The 16931-nt window shown below is 34.9% G+C and carries 19 protein-coding genes, 2 pseudogenes and 1 other annotated feature; of the genes and pseudogenes, 8 read left to right on the top strand and 13 right to left on the bottom strand.

All coding sequences use genetic code 11. The features are described 5' to 3' along the window. Positions 1-1032 (bottom strand): annotated as a pseudogene (locus H9629_RS14735) (IS3 family transposase); the annotation flags it as partial. Then, positions 642-758 (bottom strand) — a sequence feature (AL1L pseudoknot). (Overlaps the previous pseudogene by 117 nt.) Positions 1033-1272: 240 nt before the next feature. Between H9629_RS14735 and H9629_RS14730 the strand changes: the two are divergent. From H9629_RS14730 to H9629_RS14720, 3 genes are read left to right on the top strand one after another with little or no spacing between them, the layout of a single operon-like run. After that, entirely contained in the window at positions 1273-1596 is a 324-nt protein-coding gene (locus tag H9629_RS14730) for a transcriptional regulator (RefSeq protein ID WP_191731393.1), read from the top strand. Then, positions 1577-1891 (top strand): helix-turn-helix domain-containing protein, encoded by a 315-nt coding sequence (locus H9629_RS14725; protein ID WP_067724398.1) that lies wholly within the window; start codon positions 1577-1579, stop codon positions 1889-1891. The genes H9629_RS14730 and H9629_RS14725 overlap by 20 nt, the downstream gene beginning before the upstream one ends. Positions 1892-1942: 51 nt before the next feature. Further along, on the top strand, positions 1943-2260 hold the full coding sequence (locus tag H9629_RS14720) for a hypothetical protein (protein ID WP_225215829.1): 318 nt from the start codon (positions 1943-1945) through the stop codon (positions 2258-2260). 552 nt (positions 2261-2812) lie between these two features. On the opposite strand, the gene H9629_RS14715 is transcribed toward H9629_RS14720, so the two are convergent. Further along, positions 2813-3139 carry a hypothetical protein gene (locus tag H9629_RS14715; RefSeq protein ID WP_005407416.1) on the bottom strand — a complete coding sequence of 109 codons (327 nt, stop codon included), beginning with the start codon at positions 3137-3139 and terminating at the stop codon, positions 2813-2815. Beyond that, positions 3136-3558 (bottom strand): hypothetical protein, encoded by a 423-nt coding sequence (locus tag H9629_RS14710; RefSeq protein WP_157759225.1) that lies wholly within the window; start codon positions 3556-3558, stop codon positions 3136-3138. The genes H9629_RS14715 and H9629_RS14710 overlap by 4 nt, the downstream gene beginning before the upstream one ends. Before the next feature lie 105 nt (positions 3559-3663). On the opposite strand from H9629_RS14710, the gene H9629_RS14705 reads away from it, so the two are divergent. Continuing rightward, entirely contained in the window at positions 3664-3987 is a 324-nt protein-coding gene (locus H9629_RS14705; RefSeq protein ID WP_076755242.1) for a hypothetical protein, read from the top strand. 175 nt (positions 3988-4162) lie between these two features. Then, positions 4163-4774 (top strand): recombinase family protein, encoded by a 612-nt coding sequence (locus H9629_RS14700; protein ID WP_004811709.1) that lies wholly within the window; start codon positions 4163-4165, stop codon positions 4772-4774. Between the two features lie 432 nt (positions 4775-5206). Here H9629_RS14700 and H9629_RS14695 read toward each other — a convergent pair whose 3' ends face one another. The 3 genes from H9629_RS14695 to repM form a co-directional block, all read right to left on the bottom strand. After that, positions 5207-5578 carry a rod shape-determining protein gene (locus H9629_RS14695; RefSeq protein ID WP_191731392.1) on the bottom strand — a complete coding sequence of 124 codons (372 nt, stop codon included), beginning with the start codon at positions 5576-5578 and terminating at the stop codon, positions 5207-5209. Positions 5579-5827: 249 nt separating this feature from the next. Next, the gene (locus H9629_RS14690; RefSeq protein ID WP_191731391.1) at positions 5828-6343 is read right to left on the bottom strand and encodes a plasmid replication DNA-binding protein; all 516 of its coding nucleotides are present in this window, start codon (positions 6341-6343) and stop codon (positions 5828-5830) included. Positions 6344-6421: 78 nt separating this feature from the next. After that, positions 6422-7351, bottom strand: a complete 930-nt coding sequence (gene repM, locus H9629_RS14685) for a replication initiation protein RepM (protein WP_191731390.1) — start codon at positions 7349-7351, stop codon at positions 6422-6424. A 1673-nt stretch (positions 7352-9024) separates the two neighbouring features. Between repM and H9629_RS14680 the strand changes: the two genes are divergently transcribed. Genes H9629_RS14680 through H9629_RS14670 form a run of 3 tightly spaced genes read left to right on the top strand, consistent with a single transcriptional unit; the run spans position 9025 to position 11601 of the window. Continuing rightward, the gene (locus H9629_RS14680) at positions 9025-10419 is read left to right on the top strand and encodes a type IV secretory system conjugative DNA transfer family protein (protein ID WP_191731389.1); all 1395 of its coding nucleotides are present in this window, start codon (positions 9025-9027) and stop codon (positions 10417-10419) included. A 3-nt stretch (positions 10420-10422) separates the two neighbouring features. Further along, positions 10423-11172 carry a MobC family replication-relaxation protein gene (gene mobC / locus H9629_RS14675; protein WP_191731388.1) on the top strand — a complete coding sequence of 250 codons (750 nt, stop codon included), beginning with the start codon at positions 10423-10425 and terminating at the stop codon, positions 11170-11172. Positions 11173-11226: 54 nt separating this feature from the next. Next, complete coding sequence (locus tag H9629_RS14670; RefSeq protein ID WP_191731387.1) at positions 11227-11601, top strand: hypothetical protein; 375 nt, start codon at positions 11227-11229, stop codon at positions 11599-11601. A 352-nt stretch (positions 11602-11953) separates the two neighbouring features. Here the strand turns inward: H9629_RS14670 and H9629_RS14665 are convergent, their stop codons facing one another. The 7 genes and pseudogenes from H9629_RS14665 to H9629_RS14635 all read right to left on the bottom strand — a co-directional run. Beyond that, positions 11954-14143: a hypothetical protein gene (locus H9629_RS14665; RefSeq protein WP_191731386.1), complete on the bottom strand. Its 2190-nt coding sequence runs from the start codon at positions 14141-14143 to the stop codon at positions 11954-11956. A 16-nt stretch (positions 14144-14159) separates the two neighbouring features. Further along, positions 14160-14771 (bottom strand): PilW family protein, encoded by a 612-nt coding sequence (locus H9629_RS14660; protein ID WP_191731385.1) that lies wholly within the window; start codon positions 14769-14771, stop codon positions 14160-14162. Continuing rightward, entirely contained in the window at positions 14768-15175 is a 408-nt protein-coding gene (locus H9629_RS14655; RefSeq protein WP_191731384.1) for a PulJ/GspJ family protein, read from the bottom strand. The genes H9629_RS14660 and H9629_RS14655 overlap by 4 nt, the downstream gene beginning before the upstream one ends. Then, positions 15162-15674, bottom strand: a complete 513-nt coding sequence (locus H9629_RS14650) for a GspH/FimT family pseudopilin (RefSeq protein ID WP_191731383.1) — start codon at positions 15672-15674, stop codon at positions 15162-15164. The genes H9629_RS14655 and H9629_RS14650 overlap by 14 nt, the downstream gene beginning before the upstream one ends. Positions 15675-15687: 13 nt before the next feature. Beyond that, positions 15688-16056, bottom strand: a complete 369-nt coding sequence (locus tag H9629_RS15420; protein WP_191731382.1) for a type IV pilin protein — start codon at positions 16054-16056, stop codon at positions 15688-15690. Between the two features lie 441 nt (positions 16057-16497). Beyond that, a pseudogene (locus H9629_RS14640) lies at positions 16498-16644 on the bottom strand (replication initiation protein); the annotation flags it as partial. Positions 16645-16689: 45 nt separating this feature from the next. Then, positions 16690-16931 (bottom strand): integrase core domain-containing protein (locus H9629_RS14635; protein ID WP_191731381.1); only part of this gene is annotated, 242 nt, incomplete at its 5' end.

Raw genomic sequence — 16931 nt, 5'->3', positions numbered from 1 at the left:
TATAAGCCATTCACCGTTTCAGCCAAAGCATTATCGTATGAATCACCAGTCGTACCGACTGATGCTCGTAAATTTGCTGCTTCTAAACGATTGGTATAGCGAATGGAAAGATATTGCACACCTCTGTCGGAATGATGAATCACATTCTTTGGCATGCCTCGATCATGCAATGCTTGCTCCAATGCATCGAGCACCATATCTGTATTCATTCGTGTAGATACTTTCCAGCCAACAATTGCTCGTGAGAACACATCAATAATAAAGGCGGTATAGACCCAGCCTGAATTTGTTTGAATATACGTAAAGTCACTCACCCACAGTTGGTCAGGATGATCAGCAGTAAAATTACGTTTCACTAAATCATCTGCTCGTTTTTGGTCATCTCGGCTACGGGTGGTTTGTTTGTTCTTACCACGCCAAACACCTTGTATACCTAGCTTTTGCATTAATCGAGCAACAGTACAGCGCGCAATAATATAGCCTTCACGTTTCAGTTTTTGCCAGACTTTACGTACACCATACCGACCTGAACTTTCCTTCCAAATTCGTTTAATCTCCTCAGCATGATGCAAGTCATGTAAATCTCGCTTTGCTCGATGTTCTGGATTTTCACAGAGATCTAGAGTCCGGTAATAGGTTGAAGGTGCGATCGGTAAAATTCTACAAATCGCCTCGACTCCGTACAGCTCTTTATTATTATGGATAAAATCAACCATTATTTGTGTGGGCGGTCGAGCTCCGCCTGGGCGAAAAAAGCGGCTGCTTTACGTAGAATTTCATTGGCGCGTTGCATTCTTTATTTTCGCGTTCAAGTTGTTTAATGCGTTCCTGGTCTGAAAGCTGCTGTACTTTAACTGGATTTTGTTTATCTAAATATTTTTGATACCAAACACGTAGTGTTTCAGGAGTACAACCTATCTTGGGAGCAATAGCGGTGATCGCAGCCCAATTCGATGGATAATCTTTCTCGGATTCAATCAATAATTGAACCACTCTTTCTCTGATTTCAGGGGCATATTTTACTTTTTTCATCGGGACATTCTCTCAGAAAGCTTGGTCTCCGACAAACCCGGTACGGTTCAGTGATTTTTGAATTCTTCAATATGGTTTCACGCAGAATTTTACGTATGCATATTTGATAGCCTTTATCCTCAGAATTATATAAGAACTCTGCTTGTTAAATCTAAACAACCAAAAAGCTGAAAATTAATATTCAATAATACTACATAGTGGTATATGATAAGTTACTACAAGGTAGTATGAACATCAGCAATGTATACAATATGTGAAACCCTATTATTTACTAAATACTGTCTTGTTTATTGGACTCAGGAAGAGTACGAAGAATTTAAAACATTCTTGGCATTAAATCCTGAAGCCGGAGATGTAGAGCCTAATTCAGGTGGCATTCGTAAAATTAGATGGACGAGTGGTGGTAGGGGCAAAAGTGGTGGTGTCAGAGTCATCTACTTTAATCGTTTAACAAATGGAGAGATCTGGTTATTAACCCTGTACAGTAAAAAGCAAACGGTACAGCTTAGTAAGAAAACTCTTCAAACATTGGTGGAGAAATTAAATGACTCGTTTAATGACTGAAAAAGAACTCGAAGCTTTTGAAGCAACCAGAGATATTGAAGCTGAAATCTTGCAAGGTATAGATGACATGCTTGCTAATAATGCTGCTAAAAGAACTGTAATCACTGAGACCGATGTAGCATTAGCTCGTAGAAAGGCTCAACTGACACAAGAACAGTTTGCCAAACTTCTGGGTGTTTCAAGACGTACACTCGAATCTTGGGAACAAGGTGCTAGAAGACCTTCAGGAGCAGCAACATCGCTTATTCGATTATTTATTGTTGATCCACAATTTGTAAAAGAAAGCCTGGCTTGATTTATATAGCTCTCGATTGAGGGCTATTCGCTATAACCAGATTCGAGAATCATGATGAAGCATTTAGGATTTGTCGGAAAAAGTACAGAACATCTTGGATATACACATGTTGAAATTATTAACAGTTCTCTCCGACTGTCTTTCAACGTGCCATTAAAGAATAATCCTGAGGAAGTCTTTAGAAAAATGGTAGAAAGCAACTACGATTTATTAATGGCGACCTCATCAGAAATTTCGTTTGAATTAGACCATGAAATAATTGAAAATTTAGAAAAATTAATTAAAAAACAAGGTATTGAGTTGGAGGAATTTATTCAGGATACGTTGGTTAAATTTATCAATCAAAACCAATCATATACCGCCCACTAATTACTATATTCAGGCAATAAAAAACCCCGGCATCCTGCCGGGGTTTTTCATATTGGTTCGCTTGGTATAACTCCTGTCGTACCTTGCAGTCCTTGTGCGTATATCTCTGGTTATTCTTTTCTGGAACATCCTGTTCTCTATGTACCTATCATATGAAAGTTCCAGTATCTTGGATAGCCGCAAAGGGCCGGAATTCACGTAAGCCCAGGCGTACAAAATAGCCTAAATTTTATCCACAGCAATTGGGGATAGTTTCACAACCTGGATCCGCATGAAATGGGTACTGATTGCCAAATTGATCATTTATTAATCGATTTTCTTGGCAAAATGTTACAGATTCGCCTAAAAACTCACCAACTTATTACAAAAGCCGTTTTTTTGCCTTTTCTTAGTCATGATTAAAATTTTAAGTGGTTGATATTTATATTAATATACAAGTGTACTTCGTATAATGCCCATTATGTTAAATGGATAGTTATTTAGTGGAAAAATCAAGTTTTTGAAATTTCAAATTGAAGTTTTTTCGTTCAATTAGTAATTGTAATTTATATTCTATTGAATAACTATTTCATAACTTTTCCTATCATATTTGGCTGCATACGTAGCTACTTCTTGATTAATCTTTTTATGATTTTTATCTAAATATGAAAAGATTATTGAATCCTCATTGTGCTGCTCGTAATTGATGGCGTATTTATATTCTGAATAAGGATAAAGAGTACCTAAGCTATAAGTTTTTTGAGCACTAATATAAGTTACTTTAAGGTCTGTAATTGGATAATCAGTCTGATTTTTAATAAAAATATATCCATTTTTTTCAAATGGCTGGCATCCTATAAGTAGAACTAATGTAAGACAGTAAAATAGGCTATTCTTCATTTTGGTAGTTCTTCAATTGGTCTTATGAGTTTATTAATAACTATAACTTGTGAGGTATCACAGCCATGATCTACTTCAGTTATCCAAGAATAATTATTTTTTTCTAGAGGATAGGAGCCGCCTCCTCCATATGCTACTTTATCACCTAAAAAATAAGTGTCTGAATCTACTTTTAAGCTCTTAGTTTCTATATTCCAATCTATAGTTTTCGTAGCAAAAATTGGCAGAACTTTAGAGCCATCAGCATGTTCTAGATATAAGCATTTACCTTCCCTAATGAGCTTAGCCTCACTATAACTTGCATTATCTGCTCCCCCTGTATAGTGAATACGTGGAACAACTATATTTGATTCAATTTTTTCTGTAACTGGACTACAGGCTGCAAGAAAAATTAATAAAATAAATTCTAATCTTTTCATATTAAAGGAATTTTTGAGAAAATAATAATAGAGAAATTAAAGCAAATTATTCCAAAAGGCTCTGATTAAAAATTGTTAAAATTAGTAGATATATGGGAGAAAATTATGAAAAAATTTTTATACTTCAATTGCTTATCTTTTATTTTTACTTATTTATCTTTGTTTTATCAGAAATATACATTGGTGGATCGTATAGTTGTAGACAAGCTTGAAAAAGTTAAAGTCATTGGAGGAGGATTTCCCTTACAGTTTTTAGTAGATGGTGAAGTATCTCCAGGTGGGAGTATAGCGCTAGATCCTTTAAATATTATTATAGGAATAGATCAATTTATCTTCTTATATTTTATTTTTGATTATTTGTTCTGGATAAGTATTTTATTTGCTTTTTACATAATTTTGAAAAGGTACAAACTAAAACAGATTTTCTAAAATTAACATAATACACGTTATACGAATTCCCAAGGCATGGCTTTTAGTTATGCTTTTTTTATCAAAAGAGTATAGCTGAATGATAGCGAGCCAAATCGCATACAATATCTATCATTAGACTTAATGCAATAATTAAATGATATTGTTATCATTAATCTAATAGAATTAAGATTAAATGATAGAAATGAATACACGTATTTATCTACGAGCTTCAACTAAAGATCAAGATGCAAAAAGGGCTTTGCAGATTCTTCAGGATCTAAACCAAAACTTGAATTTGGGTGAAACCATTGTGTACGTGGAAAACTATAGTGGTACGAAGTTAGACCGACCTGAATTGAATAAGCTGCTGTCAGAAGCAAATCAAGGTGACACCTTGTTAGTTGAAAGTATTGACCGCTTATCACGCCTAACCCAACGAGATTTTCAAGAGCTGAAGCGCAGGATTCAAGAGAAAGGACTTCGATTAATTGTGGCAGATCTTCCTACTACCTACCAAATGATTCAAACCAGTGACACCATTACTCATTCAATCCTAGAACTCATTAATAATATGTTGATTGATCTCCTGGCAACAATGGCTCGCCTAGACAATGAGAAACGTATAGAACGTATTAAGCAGGGCCTGGCACGTTCGGGTTACAAGCCAACAGGTAAGAAAGCCAATGAGGCTAAGCACAAACGAATAAAAGAATTACTAGCAGCTGGCAATATGACTAAGGAAGAAATTGCCAAAGCAGTGAATTGTGGAGTTGCAACTGTTTATCGAGTTGCTAAAGTCATTTAAAAAGGCTTGTATCAGTGCTTCCCTTATGTCATATCTATTTACAAAGGAACAAGGCATTCTTAAAGATCAAAAGAAGGGATTAATGATGAAAAAGCATTTGATTTTCCTTGTTTTTATAGTGATGGTTTTTATTTTAGCTCTAGTTGTAAAGATTAATAATGATCATAAAAAAGGGCAAGCATTAAACAAATTGGAACTAGTTGAAAAGCAAATCCATTAGGTATATGAATATTAAGATAAATAAAAAGCCCTATAGTCTCTCCCGTTACTATAAGGCTTATAAATCTCTGCAATTTTTTTCTTAACTACCTACTTTTCCGATGTAGGTTATGAATATATTTTACCTATTGGTAAAAACAAAGATATAAGACAAAAGGTGAATATGCTAGGAATTTCGCATAACAACCATTATGTTAAATAGGGCTTGTAAAATTATTCTTCAATAGAATTTCCATCAAGGTCATATAGCTTTACTTCTCTTGCACCAGCATTAAAAAATAACTCCTTAAAAGCTCGTATTTCAATCTTAGTTAAACTACCTTGTATCGGCTCCATTATTTGGACAATAGTAATAGGAGCTGTAAACTTGAAAAAAGATAAACCGTTAGAATGGTGTCTCATTAAAGCTTTTAATGTTGTTGTAGCGCTTTCAAAATCTGCCAAAATCATTCTTGGGTGATCATAAGGTGATTTAGGAATTTCAGTTGCTTTGGCTATGCCATTCTCTGCCATCAAACTTATACGGTTTTTATAAAAATTTACCCATATCGCTTTAGGATATTTTTTTAAATCGTCTCTTATCATTTTAGTTCTTAACTTGGATGTTCATTTAATTATAAATATATATTTTTTTTAATTTCAATTGGATAATTCTTAATTTCTTCTAAAATTAACATAATACACCTTATACGAAATGCGTTATAATTCCACTTAGAAATCAATGCTGTAGTTTCTAGTTGATAGCCCGAACATCCCTGTTCGGGCTTTTTTTATGATTTTTCATGTTCCACGGTCAATAAACAAGCAATGTTCCACTACTTTGTGTAGCTTAGATTAACTATATGGCAGGAAAAAACGGCTCAGAAAGCTGCGTTTTTTAGGTTCTTTTTCTTTATGCTCAGGAACAGGAATACGCTTGTTTGGCGTTTGGATCTCATTTTCAATCTCATGCTGTTTTTCAGGTACTGGGACTTCAACAGTCTCTTGATGTGGTGCGACAGGTGTTGGATCTTCCATTTTTGGTGCTTTGGGAGCTTCCAATAGACGTTGCATCGTCTCTATCTGGTTTTGATAGAAAGATTCACGATCTTTGGCATCATCAAGCTGATTTTTCAGCATGTCTATTTGCTGTCTAAGCAGTAAAACTTCTGCCGAATTTGGACTGTCTACTTTTACAGATTCTTTTACATCCTGTTTTTTGACTGGTTCCCCAAAAACACGGATAGCTTCTGCTAGATCAATCTTATTCTCAGAATTTTTACTTAAAATTCCTTTCTTTATGTTGTTGTAAATCGTTTGTCTATTGATGTTGTAAAGCTTGGAAAGTTCAAGAACTGTAAGGGTTTTCATCCTGTAAACCTATGTCTAAACTTGTAAAAATTTACTGTCTATTAGACTGTCTAATAGACAAATGATCAAGTTTAAATTTTAGGCAGTTACAAAGCCAACTTTTTGAAGATAAGGGAATAATTCTTCGAATTTTTGGGCATCTTTAAGCATTTCTGCAATGCGCACAGCAAACTGTTCAAAGCTTTCTGTACCTTGAGAATATGTATTCATTTCAGGAAGTCTTGAAAGCTTATTGGCAAATAGGTGACGCTGTGGATCAGTTATTTTCGAGAAATAATCTGAGGGATTTTCACTGGTGATTACTTTTTTCGAGGTATCTTTTTTCTGTCTAAAAATGAATGAAAATCCTGAAATGGTACGTCCTTTCTTATGTTGTTCATACTTAGCAGTGATATCTGTTAGTTCATTTATTTGATTCAATGCAAAGTCTAAAACATAGGTTTTGAAGTTACTCATAGTTTTGTATTGGTGAGGTTCAACGCCTAATTGTTGTCTAAAGATAGACAGATCAAAAACGGGAGTTTTCCCTGCTGACCTCCATTGGATCAGTAACTCATAGAGTCGAATAGCATAAGAACTAGTTAGGCGTGAGACCTGTTCTAACTCATATTTAGTAAAATTCTCTTCTAGTCTGGTTATAAGAGGAACGATATCTTGAGTGAATCTTAAAAAAACAATTCCCGACTGAGCCTCATAACCAATTTTATCAACCCAACGGCAATGGAAACTACGATCCTTACCTGTTTTAGGATTAACATCATGGTATGTGACATATCTATCGAAGAGGCTTTTTGATGCTTCTCTAAGGACTGTATAGGCAGTATGTTTTTCAACATTGAACGTATTGATATAACTACTGGCATGTACCTCTAATAAGCTATTTTCTGTTACCCCATGACCTGTTTGTCTTGCTTCTGCTATAGCTAGGAGAATTAAACGCTGTTCAACAGTATCTAACGTATAGCTAGCTTGAATTAAGGCATTATCCTTGACGATTAATTCACTCATTTTTAATAATAAATTTATAATTAAACTAGGTTGTACAATAGACTATTTAAATAAGCGTGTCTATTAAAATTATTAAGGTCGATAAACCTAGCTTTAAGGTCGATAAACCTAGCTTTAAAGGTCGATAAACCTAGTTTAATAGGTCGATAAACCTAGTTTAATAGGTCGATAAACCTAGTTTAATAGGAGCTGTAACTCTTTCTACACAAGGCTTTGAGCTCAGTTAAAAGCATTTAAAAACATTTAAAATAATTAAAAGCCTATATCATGAAAAATTGCCCTTGGTTTTCGCTACGCTCAAACTCTATTGAACTTCGCTAAAGCTCAGTTCGTTGGGGGCAATTTTTTGGCTAATACCTGGTTTAAATTATAAAAAGAAAAAGAACTAGGAATTCGCTTCGCTCATAAGTTTTTTATGCTCGCTTCGCTCGTCTAGAATCAACTTAAATAAGTTCGCACCCATTCGGGATGCTCTGTACTTAAGTTTTAAAGTCACAAGGAAGCTTGTAATCAGGGAAAAACAAAGGCGAATTTTAGTTGTGTCAGCTCGTAGACACTCGCTTAATAAGTAAATATTTAAAGCCAATAAGAAAGATCTTTGGGAATGGCATATCGGCATGTCATTTAGGAAGTAGTAATTAGCCGAAACGCAGTGCCGAGGAGACGTGCCGAAAGGAGTACTTAAATTCACGGTAACGCAACCGCTACGCTATCCTCTGAAACCTACGCTATCGCTTGATTTCAGCCCGAAAGCGTTCGGGACGGATTTGCTAAAACGCTAGGGCGTTTTTACCTCTTACGGAGTCCCCGTCGGTGCGCTGTCGCGCACGACCACCCCCTTACTGAAAAGTATTGAGCTTCATTTGCTACACAATGAACTCAACGGACTTTTTTAACCGTAAGAGGGTGGTCGTGCACTGCGTTTCGACGGGGATGGGCTAGCCCCCCACTTCAGGTCAGGCGTTGGGACGCCTTAAAAAATGGGTGCGCTTCGCTTCCATTTTTTCCCTTTTGTGGCTCCCCCCTTGTCCTCTCCGCTGGGGCTTCGAGGATGCTTCACTTTCGTTCAGCCCCCCTTCGGGGCAACCGCGTAGCAGATTTAGGAATGGAACTTAAAAATGATTATTTTTTGTTCTGTTGGAAATATTTTTTTGTCAGAATTTTAGGTTTCAGAGCTATGAAATATTATTTTTTAAATCAAGTACAAATGGAAGATCATATTATGAAACATTGACCGAAAATTTAAATAGTTTTAATAAAATCAATAATTTATATTTGTTTTTCGCCTTGAAAAAGTTACTAAAAATATGCAATGGTACTTTGATCTTTTATTTGAGATGAGTAGATATGCGGTTTTGGTTCTTAGTGGCTGTAGCTTTTACAATTTTAATTTTTTCTTCGGATATAGCATTTTTTATAGTTAGTTTTTTCGCAAATAAATTTCATTATTTATTGGCTCTTACCATAGGGATACTCGCCTTTATTTCATTAAGCTTGAAATCCAGCGTAAGAGAAAAAGCATTCGTTTTAAAGCTTTCCTCATACTCATTTTTTTTTGTTTAAGTGTCTTTCTAATTTTATGGGTTATTGCTTATTTACTTGGAAAAGTTAGTAGTGATGATCTGTGGAAGTCTATGGTTTTTAGCATAAGTGGCTTTGTAATGTCTGTGTATATGGATCGACTATTGATACCAAATTTTGAAAAATTATTAAAACTTAGTACTCAAAAAGCAGGTACACAACGAGATCTAAAAACCGATATTAGAGATATTCAAAGTAATTTCAAATCAGTTCTTCAATATGATCCTCAAAAGTTTTTTATTCCTGAAAAATGGTTTTTTGGTTTAGATCCTAAAGGAAATCCAATTTATTTCTGTATGGAAAAGCTACTTCATACGCAAATTACAGGTGCATCGGGTTTTGGTAAAAGTGTTCTGCTTGGGTTATTAGCTTTCCAAGCAATTCTAAAACGTGAAGCGACTATTATTTTTGATCCCAAACAAGGTGGTGATGAGTGGCTTCCACATATTTGTTATAAAGCTGCTCAAGTATCAAATACACCTTATTTCTTTGTGGACCTTCGGAGGAGTTCTGCTCAATTAAATCTTTTCAATGGAATGACAAGCAATCAAATTATTAATTTATTGATCGTTGGACTTCTTTTAGACGAACGTGGAGATACCGCTGATTATTATCGTGCCAAAAGCAGAAAAATGGCGCGGTTTGTTGGAAAAAATTATCAGAATGGTATGACTCTTAAAGAAATCAGCGATACATATGATGAATACTTCCGAAAAAATGAAGCAGATGGTTTTGCTGATGCTTTACAGGAGCTTGCTGAAGTTGAATCTGTTAATGCGCGTGAAGGAATTTCTCTAAAAGATGCAATGGATCAGGGATATGTCATCTATGTTGCAGGGGATTGGGAGGATCCTAAACACATTACGATTCAAAGGATGTTACTTGCTCGAATCGTGCAAATTGCGAGTGAAAGAGACAACACCTTAGAAACGCCAAAACAAGTTTGTGTAATTCTTGATGAACTATCCTTTCAGATTTCTAAAATCTTTGGTGATGCACTTAAAGTTATTAGAGATAAAGGTCTGCATTTCATTCTTGCGCATCAAAGTATTAAAGATTTGATTAATGTTCCTGACAATATGGACGCTCAAGCATTTGCTGGTTCTGTTGTGGCGAACTGTCCTCTGAAGTTTACTTATCGTGCTGTGGATAATGAAACAGCTCAATATTTTGCTGAATTTTCAGGTGAAGTTTTAGTTGATGATGAATCTCGAAATGTTGAAAAAACATTGAGTTTGACTGATCGAGTAACAGGCGAAAAGCAGATTCGTCAAACTGAAAGAAATCTGGTTGATCTCAATATGATGCTATCCCTTCCTCGTGGTACAGGGGTGTTATTTGGAAATGGGGTAGCTCAAATCTCTACGATTTGCCCAATTGAAGTTGAAAAAACAGTTGAATCCAAGAGAGTGAAAGGGTTTGAACAGCCTATTACCTGTGAAAATTTAGACCAAAACGGCCCTTTAATTTTTGAAAAATTGGGGTGAATTATGACGAATCTAATCAGTTCTAAAGCAGAACGTGACCGAATCAAAGCAGATAAGCAAAGCAAAATTTTGTCATTTTTATGGGAAGAGCGTTTTAGCACTGCTTTTGTATTGGCTTTGCTCCTGAATATGACTCCAAATGGGGTGCAAAGAACCTTACGAAGAATGGAAAATGCCGAACTCATTAAGGCACATACTATCGATTTTGAGTTGAGTGCTTGGAACCTCAAAATTTGGGGTTTAACACCCACAGGTGCATTACTTGCCACAGATCTAGATGAAGATCCAAAATTCTTTGAAGTTGGCCGTATAAAACCTATCACCATTGCTCATAGTTTAGCGTTACAGCGCGTTAAGGTCATTTCTTTAAGTTCTGGGTGGGATCATTGGGAAAGTAGCTCTAGGATGCTTAAAAAGGCCAATGAGAGCCGTTCTGAGTGGATTCAGGTTCCAGATGCTGTTGCACGATCTCCCAAAGGTCGAAAAGTCGCTATCGAATTAGAACGGACTGCTAAAACACCAAAACGTTATGTCGAGATTTTCGCGAACTATGCTGAGATGATTTCAATGGGTGTTATTGATGAAGTGATTTACGTGTGTCCTGAGCAGTTAACTAACCGATTGGAAAATTTATTTCATCGAATTGAGAAAATCATTTTTAAAGGGAAGGTGATCCCAACGCCTGCAGGATTATTAGAGCGTTTTTATTTCATTTCATATGAGGAATGGAATGTTAGAGCAAAGGAGTTTTAAAGATTCCTATGGCTTTGTTCAAGAAAGTTGGAATAAACATTAAGGAGGAAAATAATGTTGCGTTTCTTAAAAAAATCAGTTGCTGAAAAAACATCGGTATTAACTGAAAAGCAAAAGTTTGAAGCTGAAAATAGTATTAGCCATGATTTTGGTTTTATTTGTCAGGGTTTCATCGTTGATGACTTTAGCCATCATTTAAATTTTTACAGTAATGGGAAAGTTAATCGTTTTGATGATTTGAAAAATATGATTCTTTATAAAGATGAAATTATTCAAGCAACAGAACAAGCGATTTTGTATAAAGAAACTGGGGAAACAGGTGTGAATAATGATGATAAACAAGCACTAATCAATGCTCGGAACTTCCTCAAAATTTTTACAACTGTGGTTGATTACAATGTAAAGTTTAATCTAGAAACTCTTCAATAATATGATTTGATGGTTAGTTGATATGAATGTCCGCAATAGTTATTGCAGACATTTTTATTTTGGGCTTATACCGCAATTTCGCATAAGAGATTTTATGTTAAATACCAGGACACCTTAACTAAACTATCCTAGTATTTCTTAGATAGAAATTGGAAGCGGATTCACACTTAATATAGTTGGCTTTTCAAGCATAACTCTATTAATAATTTCAATTATTTCTAGGGTTTGTCTATATACGGCTCGCCTAATCTAAAATAAAAATTCACCAATAAATTCGATATGCTTTATTGTTTAAAAACCACCAAATTTTACTTTGGTGGTGTCTCTATATTTTTAATAGGTTAAATAATTATTAGAGGTAACGCACCCATTTAATGGTTGCAGCTGGGATGCTGGGTGTAGGTTGATTTCCTGTTCCACTATCTTCTGTTGGAGCACCAATATTAGTATTTGTTGTTGTTGGAATAACAATCTTAAGATCAGTCAATGTTGTTTTTCCATTATTGCCCAAACCAATAATTGATAGGAAACCATATAAATTTAGATTTGCATCCGTTGTGTAATTATTTCCTGCAATAACATTACCATAGATTGGACTATTATTAGTATAGCTTAGCAATTTAATATCCCCCCCCACATAAGATGCTTTATTATATATTCCTGTATATGATCCTGCTAATAATGCTAAATCACCTAAAGCTGTTGTTGGGCTAATCATTGCTATTTTAGATGAACAAAAATTTGTTGGTCTTGGGAAATAACCATTTAATGGATCTAATTTTTCAATAATGCCACTGGAGCTCTTACTTAATGCTGAATTAGCATGACAAACTGCATCCTCTACTCCACCACGAGTAGCAGCATAATTCGGTGCACTAATAATCGCATTACCATTTACACTCGAACTTTCAATATTTCCTGTAGCTAAAAGTGTATTATTATAAATGCCTTCACGAATGTTTAGATTGCCTTTAAATAATATTACGCCTGGCGCTATTGAGGGGGTTTTTAATATATTAGCAAAATCAGTTATATAATTATTCACATTTAAGTTTGGTCGTCTAATTGTCCATGTTCCATTATTATAAGTAATATTCATTTTCTGATCTTTATTTTGATCATACCAACGTACAATATTTGCTTTGATGGTAGGACTACAATTTACTGAATTGCCATTTACTGTCGCTTCATATAAATAACCCCAGTGATCTGAATTCTGCATATTATTTGTATTTTGTAGAGAGATATTGCTAGTAGTACTACTTCCTAAACAAAACGTTGTTCCATCAGTAAAGCCATCTAAATTATAAACGCGCACCGTTATTTTATTATCTTTATACTCGAAAATATAATTAGCAGTATCATTACTTGTATAAACTGTATTAGTTGAACAGTTCAATTTTTTCTCAGGATCATAACAATTAGCATTCACCATTGGTGGAGTTATACTTAAAGATGTTCCTAATTCACTTATCTTAATTACAGGTATTTCATTTGATGTCAAAATTTTTTGAATATTTGATATGTTTGCACTGCCACAGTTTCCTGTAAATGATTTTGCTGCAATGTTTTTATACTTATTACTATCACACTTTATCTGATCACCTGCCTTTAATTGTACACCCGTAGAATCGCCACTAGCTGGTCTATTACTAAGCGTTGTATTACGTGCAGCACCGGTAATATTGTTATTCGCATAGCCATATTTCACCAAAATTGTATCATTTTTCCACTCGATATTTTCACCAGCTTTAAGAATCTCAACTGAACCATTGCCACCATTTAAATAAATACTCTTTTTTGTGTTAATGACACTAATCGCACCGGGGTTATTTAATGTTACATTACCATCGGCATAAATATTATTTACATTAGTTGTTTTATTGGATACTGTTAAGTCCCCAGTAACTTTTAATGTATCAATATTACTAATTTCATTTAAAGTTGCACTACCTACGACATTTAAATCAACTGCATTACCTGTACTATTAGTAATTGAAACGTTACCTGAAACCCCTACATCCGTATAAATATTAATAGCGCTTATTCCTGAGTTAGGTAATGGAGACGGGTTGGACGTTCCAATCGCTCCACGCTTAACCTCATAAACAACTTGTACTGTCGATGCAGATTTACTGATGGTATTTCGGCTTGTTATGGTTGATGTTACCGTATAAGGCTCAGATTCTGACGTTGGTTTTTTTACATTATCAATTTTCGCTGTAATTGCTATGTTATCGGGTAAATTGTTAATTGGTAGATCAATTGATTCTCTATTAGGTTCTTTTAATTCATCATTTAATTTATCTAGGTCATTTTTGTCTAATTTACTTAAATATTGTTGTAGAATTTCCACACCTAACCATGCATTTGCTTGTTCTTGTATTAAGGCATGGTTTGAAGCTACAGCATACTGTTTGGCACGTAAATAATAAGCAGTACCTGCAATTGAAACAATCAAGGCAATACCGACCAAAGCTACAGTTAAAACCGTTGCAATTCCTTGTTGTGACTTTGCAAAATATAGATTTTTCGATTTCATTGGTATATACCTTAATTTAAGAGGTACTTAAAATATTTGACAAGCAAACAGGGAGCTTTATTGTTGTTCCAGTGCTATCACTTGCAGTGATTTTAAGTACTTTTATGCCTGTTATAATAGCTGAACCATAAGGTGCACAGGGTTTATTTAGAGGTTGATCCTTTAGTTCAAAAGTAATTGTTGTGCCTGTGGGGAAATAGGCTAATGTACTGTCCTTTTCCCATGTAGAACCTGTTGCCAAAGGAAGATCATATGAACATGTGCTTTTTAATAAAATTAAGGAATTTTCAGTGTAAGTAATGCCCTGACAAATAGATGCTGTTGTGGTCTTAACATCGTCATCTAAACGCCATAAGATAGCTTTGTTAGTGGTTACATTTGGAATGCTCGCAACTTCTACAATATTGGGAATCGAAGATGCGGGATAACCGAAACCTGCATTTTGTGCTAGTACTTGAATTGTGGTTAGACTGTTTTGGAGTTGTGTATCGAGTATGGAACTTTTACGTGCATCGACACTGGTATAAATGACTGTGCGAAACAAAGCGAGTAGTGCTATCAAACAAAGCATTGAAATCGCCAATCCCACTAAAAGACTGACCAGAGTAAAACCTTGCTGATTTTTCATGGTGTATTGCCTACTTTTAGCGTATTACCTACTTTAATTTCACCGCCAAAAAGCTGATTGGCATCCTCTCCTTTTACAGATAAAACAGGGGAAATAATTGGGATATCTTTTGTACCGACCTTAATTGTAGAGGAGGTACAAGTCACATTAACAGTAAAATTTTTTCCATTAATTTTAATCGGTGGCGCTGCTGGTGGCGGTGTTTTGCATAGTGTTTGTCCTTCTTCTCGTAGTAGATTACGCAATTCATTCACGGCAATCTGCTGCAAATTTGATTGACGTTGTACTTGCATAATTTTACCCATACTTAATGCCCCACCTAATGCAATAATGCTGGTTAATACCATTGCCACTAACGCTTCAAGTAAACTAAAGCCTTGTTGATGCTTTTTATTTAAAGGCATAAGTTGCACTTCCACCAATATTTATAAGAGTTAATGGTGAATTCATCGTACAATTTACTTTTACAACTTGTCCGCTATTGTTCACAACTTCTACTATACTGTTTACAACTTGTCCGCTATTGTTAAAGGCAATACAATTAAAATTATCTGTTTCACTTGCGGTTTTTATTGTGATATTTGAGGAAATCTTAAAATTATATAAAGAAGTGCTACTACATGTACTTTTAGCTCCAACAGTATCACTACCAATATGTACGCTTAAAGTATGACTACTAAAACATAAATGTCCTGAAGTCTGATCTCCCACAACACCAGTTGCATTACGAATTGCAGCAGATCTTGCGAGATTAATTGCACTTTCTAATGATGCAGTTGCGGTGTTTAACTCTGCTTGTCTTACCCAATTCACTGTAAAGGCCGATCCAGATACAGCTAAAATGCCGATAATAGTGACAATAATCATGGTTTCGATTAAAGTAAAACCGAGTTGTATATTCATAGGTTTTATCCAATCAATAACTTTGACAAGGCGTGGCTTGAGTAGTATTTGTCATGGTCATCGTGCAAGTGTCTTTTGTTGCAGTAATAGTGTAGCCTTCTTGAGAAGAAGTAACAGCATAATTAAAAACATTTTCTGTTGGTTTCCAAGCTTTTAGTTCCTCCTCTTTTATTATTGTAGTTGTATTTGTTGCTGTAATAACTGGATATTCTAGTTTTCTCTGATAACTTCCTTCTAATACTAATCCTAATGTTACTAAATCTGATTGGGCAGCTTTAATATGAGCTCTCTTAACATAGTTATTATATGAAGGGAGGGCGATCATAGACAAAATCGCAATAATCGAAACTACAATCATTAATTCAATTAAAGTAAAACCCATCTTTCTGTGAGCTAAGTTTGGTCTTTTATTTTGTATAGGATGATGACTTAATGTCCTATTATGTAGATAGATCATTGGTAATGTTATAAAAAGCATAGGAATAAAGCATATGGTACATTAAATGCGAGCCAGATTATTAAATATTGTTATACAATTATTTTTATTGAAAATAGGAAGTGAAAAATAGCTAAGAAAATTTTCTTAGAATGAAAAAATTTTCTTAGAATTCTTATAATAAGTAATAATTTTTTTCACAATTAATATAATACACCTTATACGAAATGTATTTGATTTATCTTTTAATTTCAGTGTCTTATGTTGATGTAAAAAGCCCAACTGTAGCCAGTTGGGCTTTTTTAATGATTTATCACGTTCCACGATCACTTATTGATCATTGTTCCACGACTTTGATTAGCTTAGTTGAATAATGCCCTTAGCAATTCAGCCTTTAAAATCTGTTTCAGTTCGCAAAGCCTTAAAAATACGTTTCGCTGTTTCCTCACGAACCGATTTTGGATCTCGTAAAATATTCGAAATCCATACTGCAAATGCTTGATAATCTTTGTTGCCTGCAAGGTCGCTGATGCTGAGCACTGAACCGTACCGGGTTTGTCGGAGAGTTTTTTATTTAAGTTAGGCCACCTGACCTAACGGGTTAATCTTATCATAGTACATTGCTTCAAAATCAAAAGTTGATACATAACCTAGTGCACTATGTACACGCTCTTTATTGAACCAATCTACCCAATTTAGTGTCGCAAGTTGTACATCCGCTAAACCTTGCCAATCTGCTTTTAGATATTCAATCACCTCTGTTTTGTATAAGCCATTCACCGTTTCAGCCAAAGCATTATCGTATGAATCACCAGTCGTAC

Origin of the sequence: Acinetobacter pecorum (assembly GCF_014837015.1) — a bacterium.
In the GTDB taxonomy this organism is placed as follows: Bacteria; Pseudomonadota; Gammaproteobacteria; order Pseudomonadales; family Moraxellaceae; genus Acinetobacter; species Acinetobacter pecorum.
Note: the sequence above shows the minus strand (reverse complement) of the source record. Positions and strands in the feature narration are given on the sequence as shown.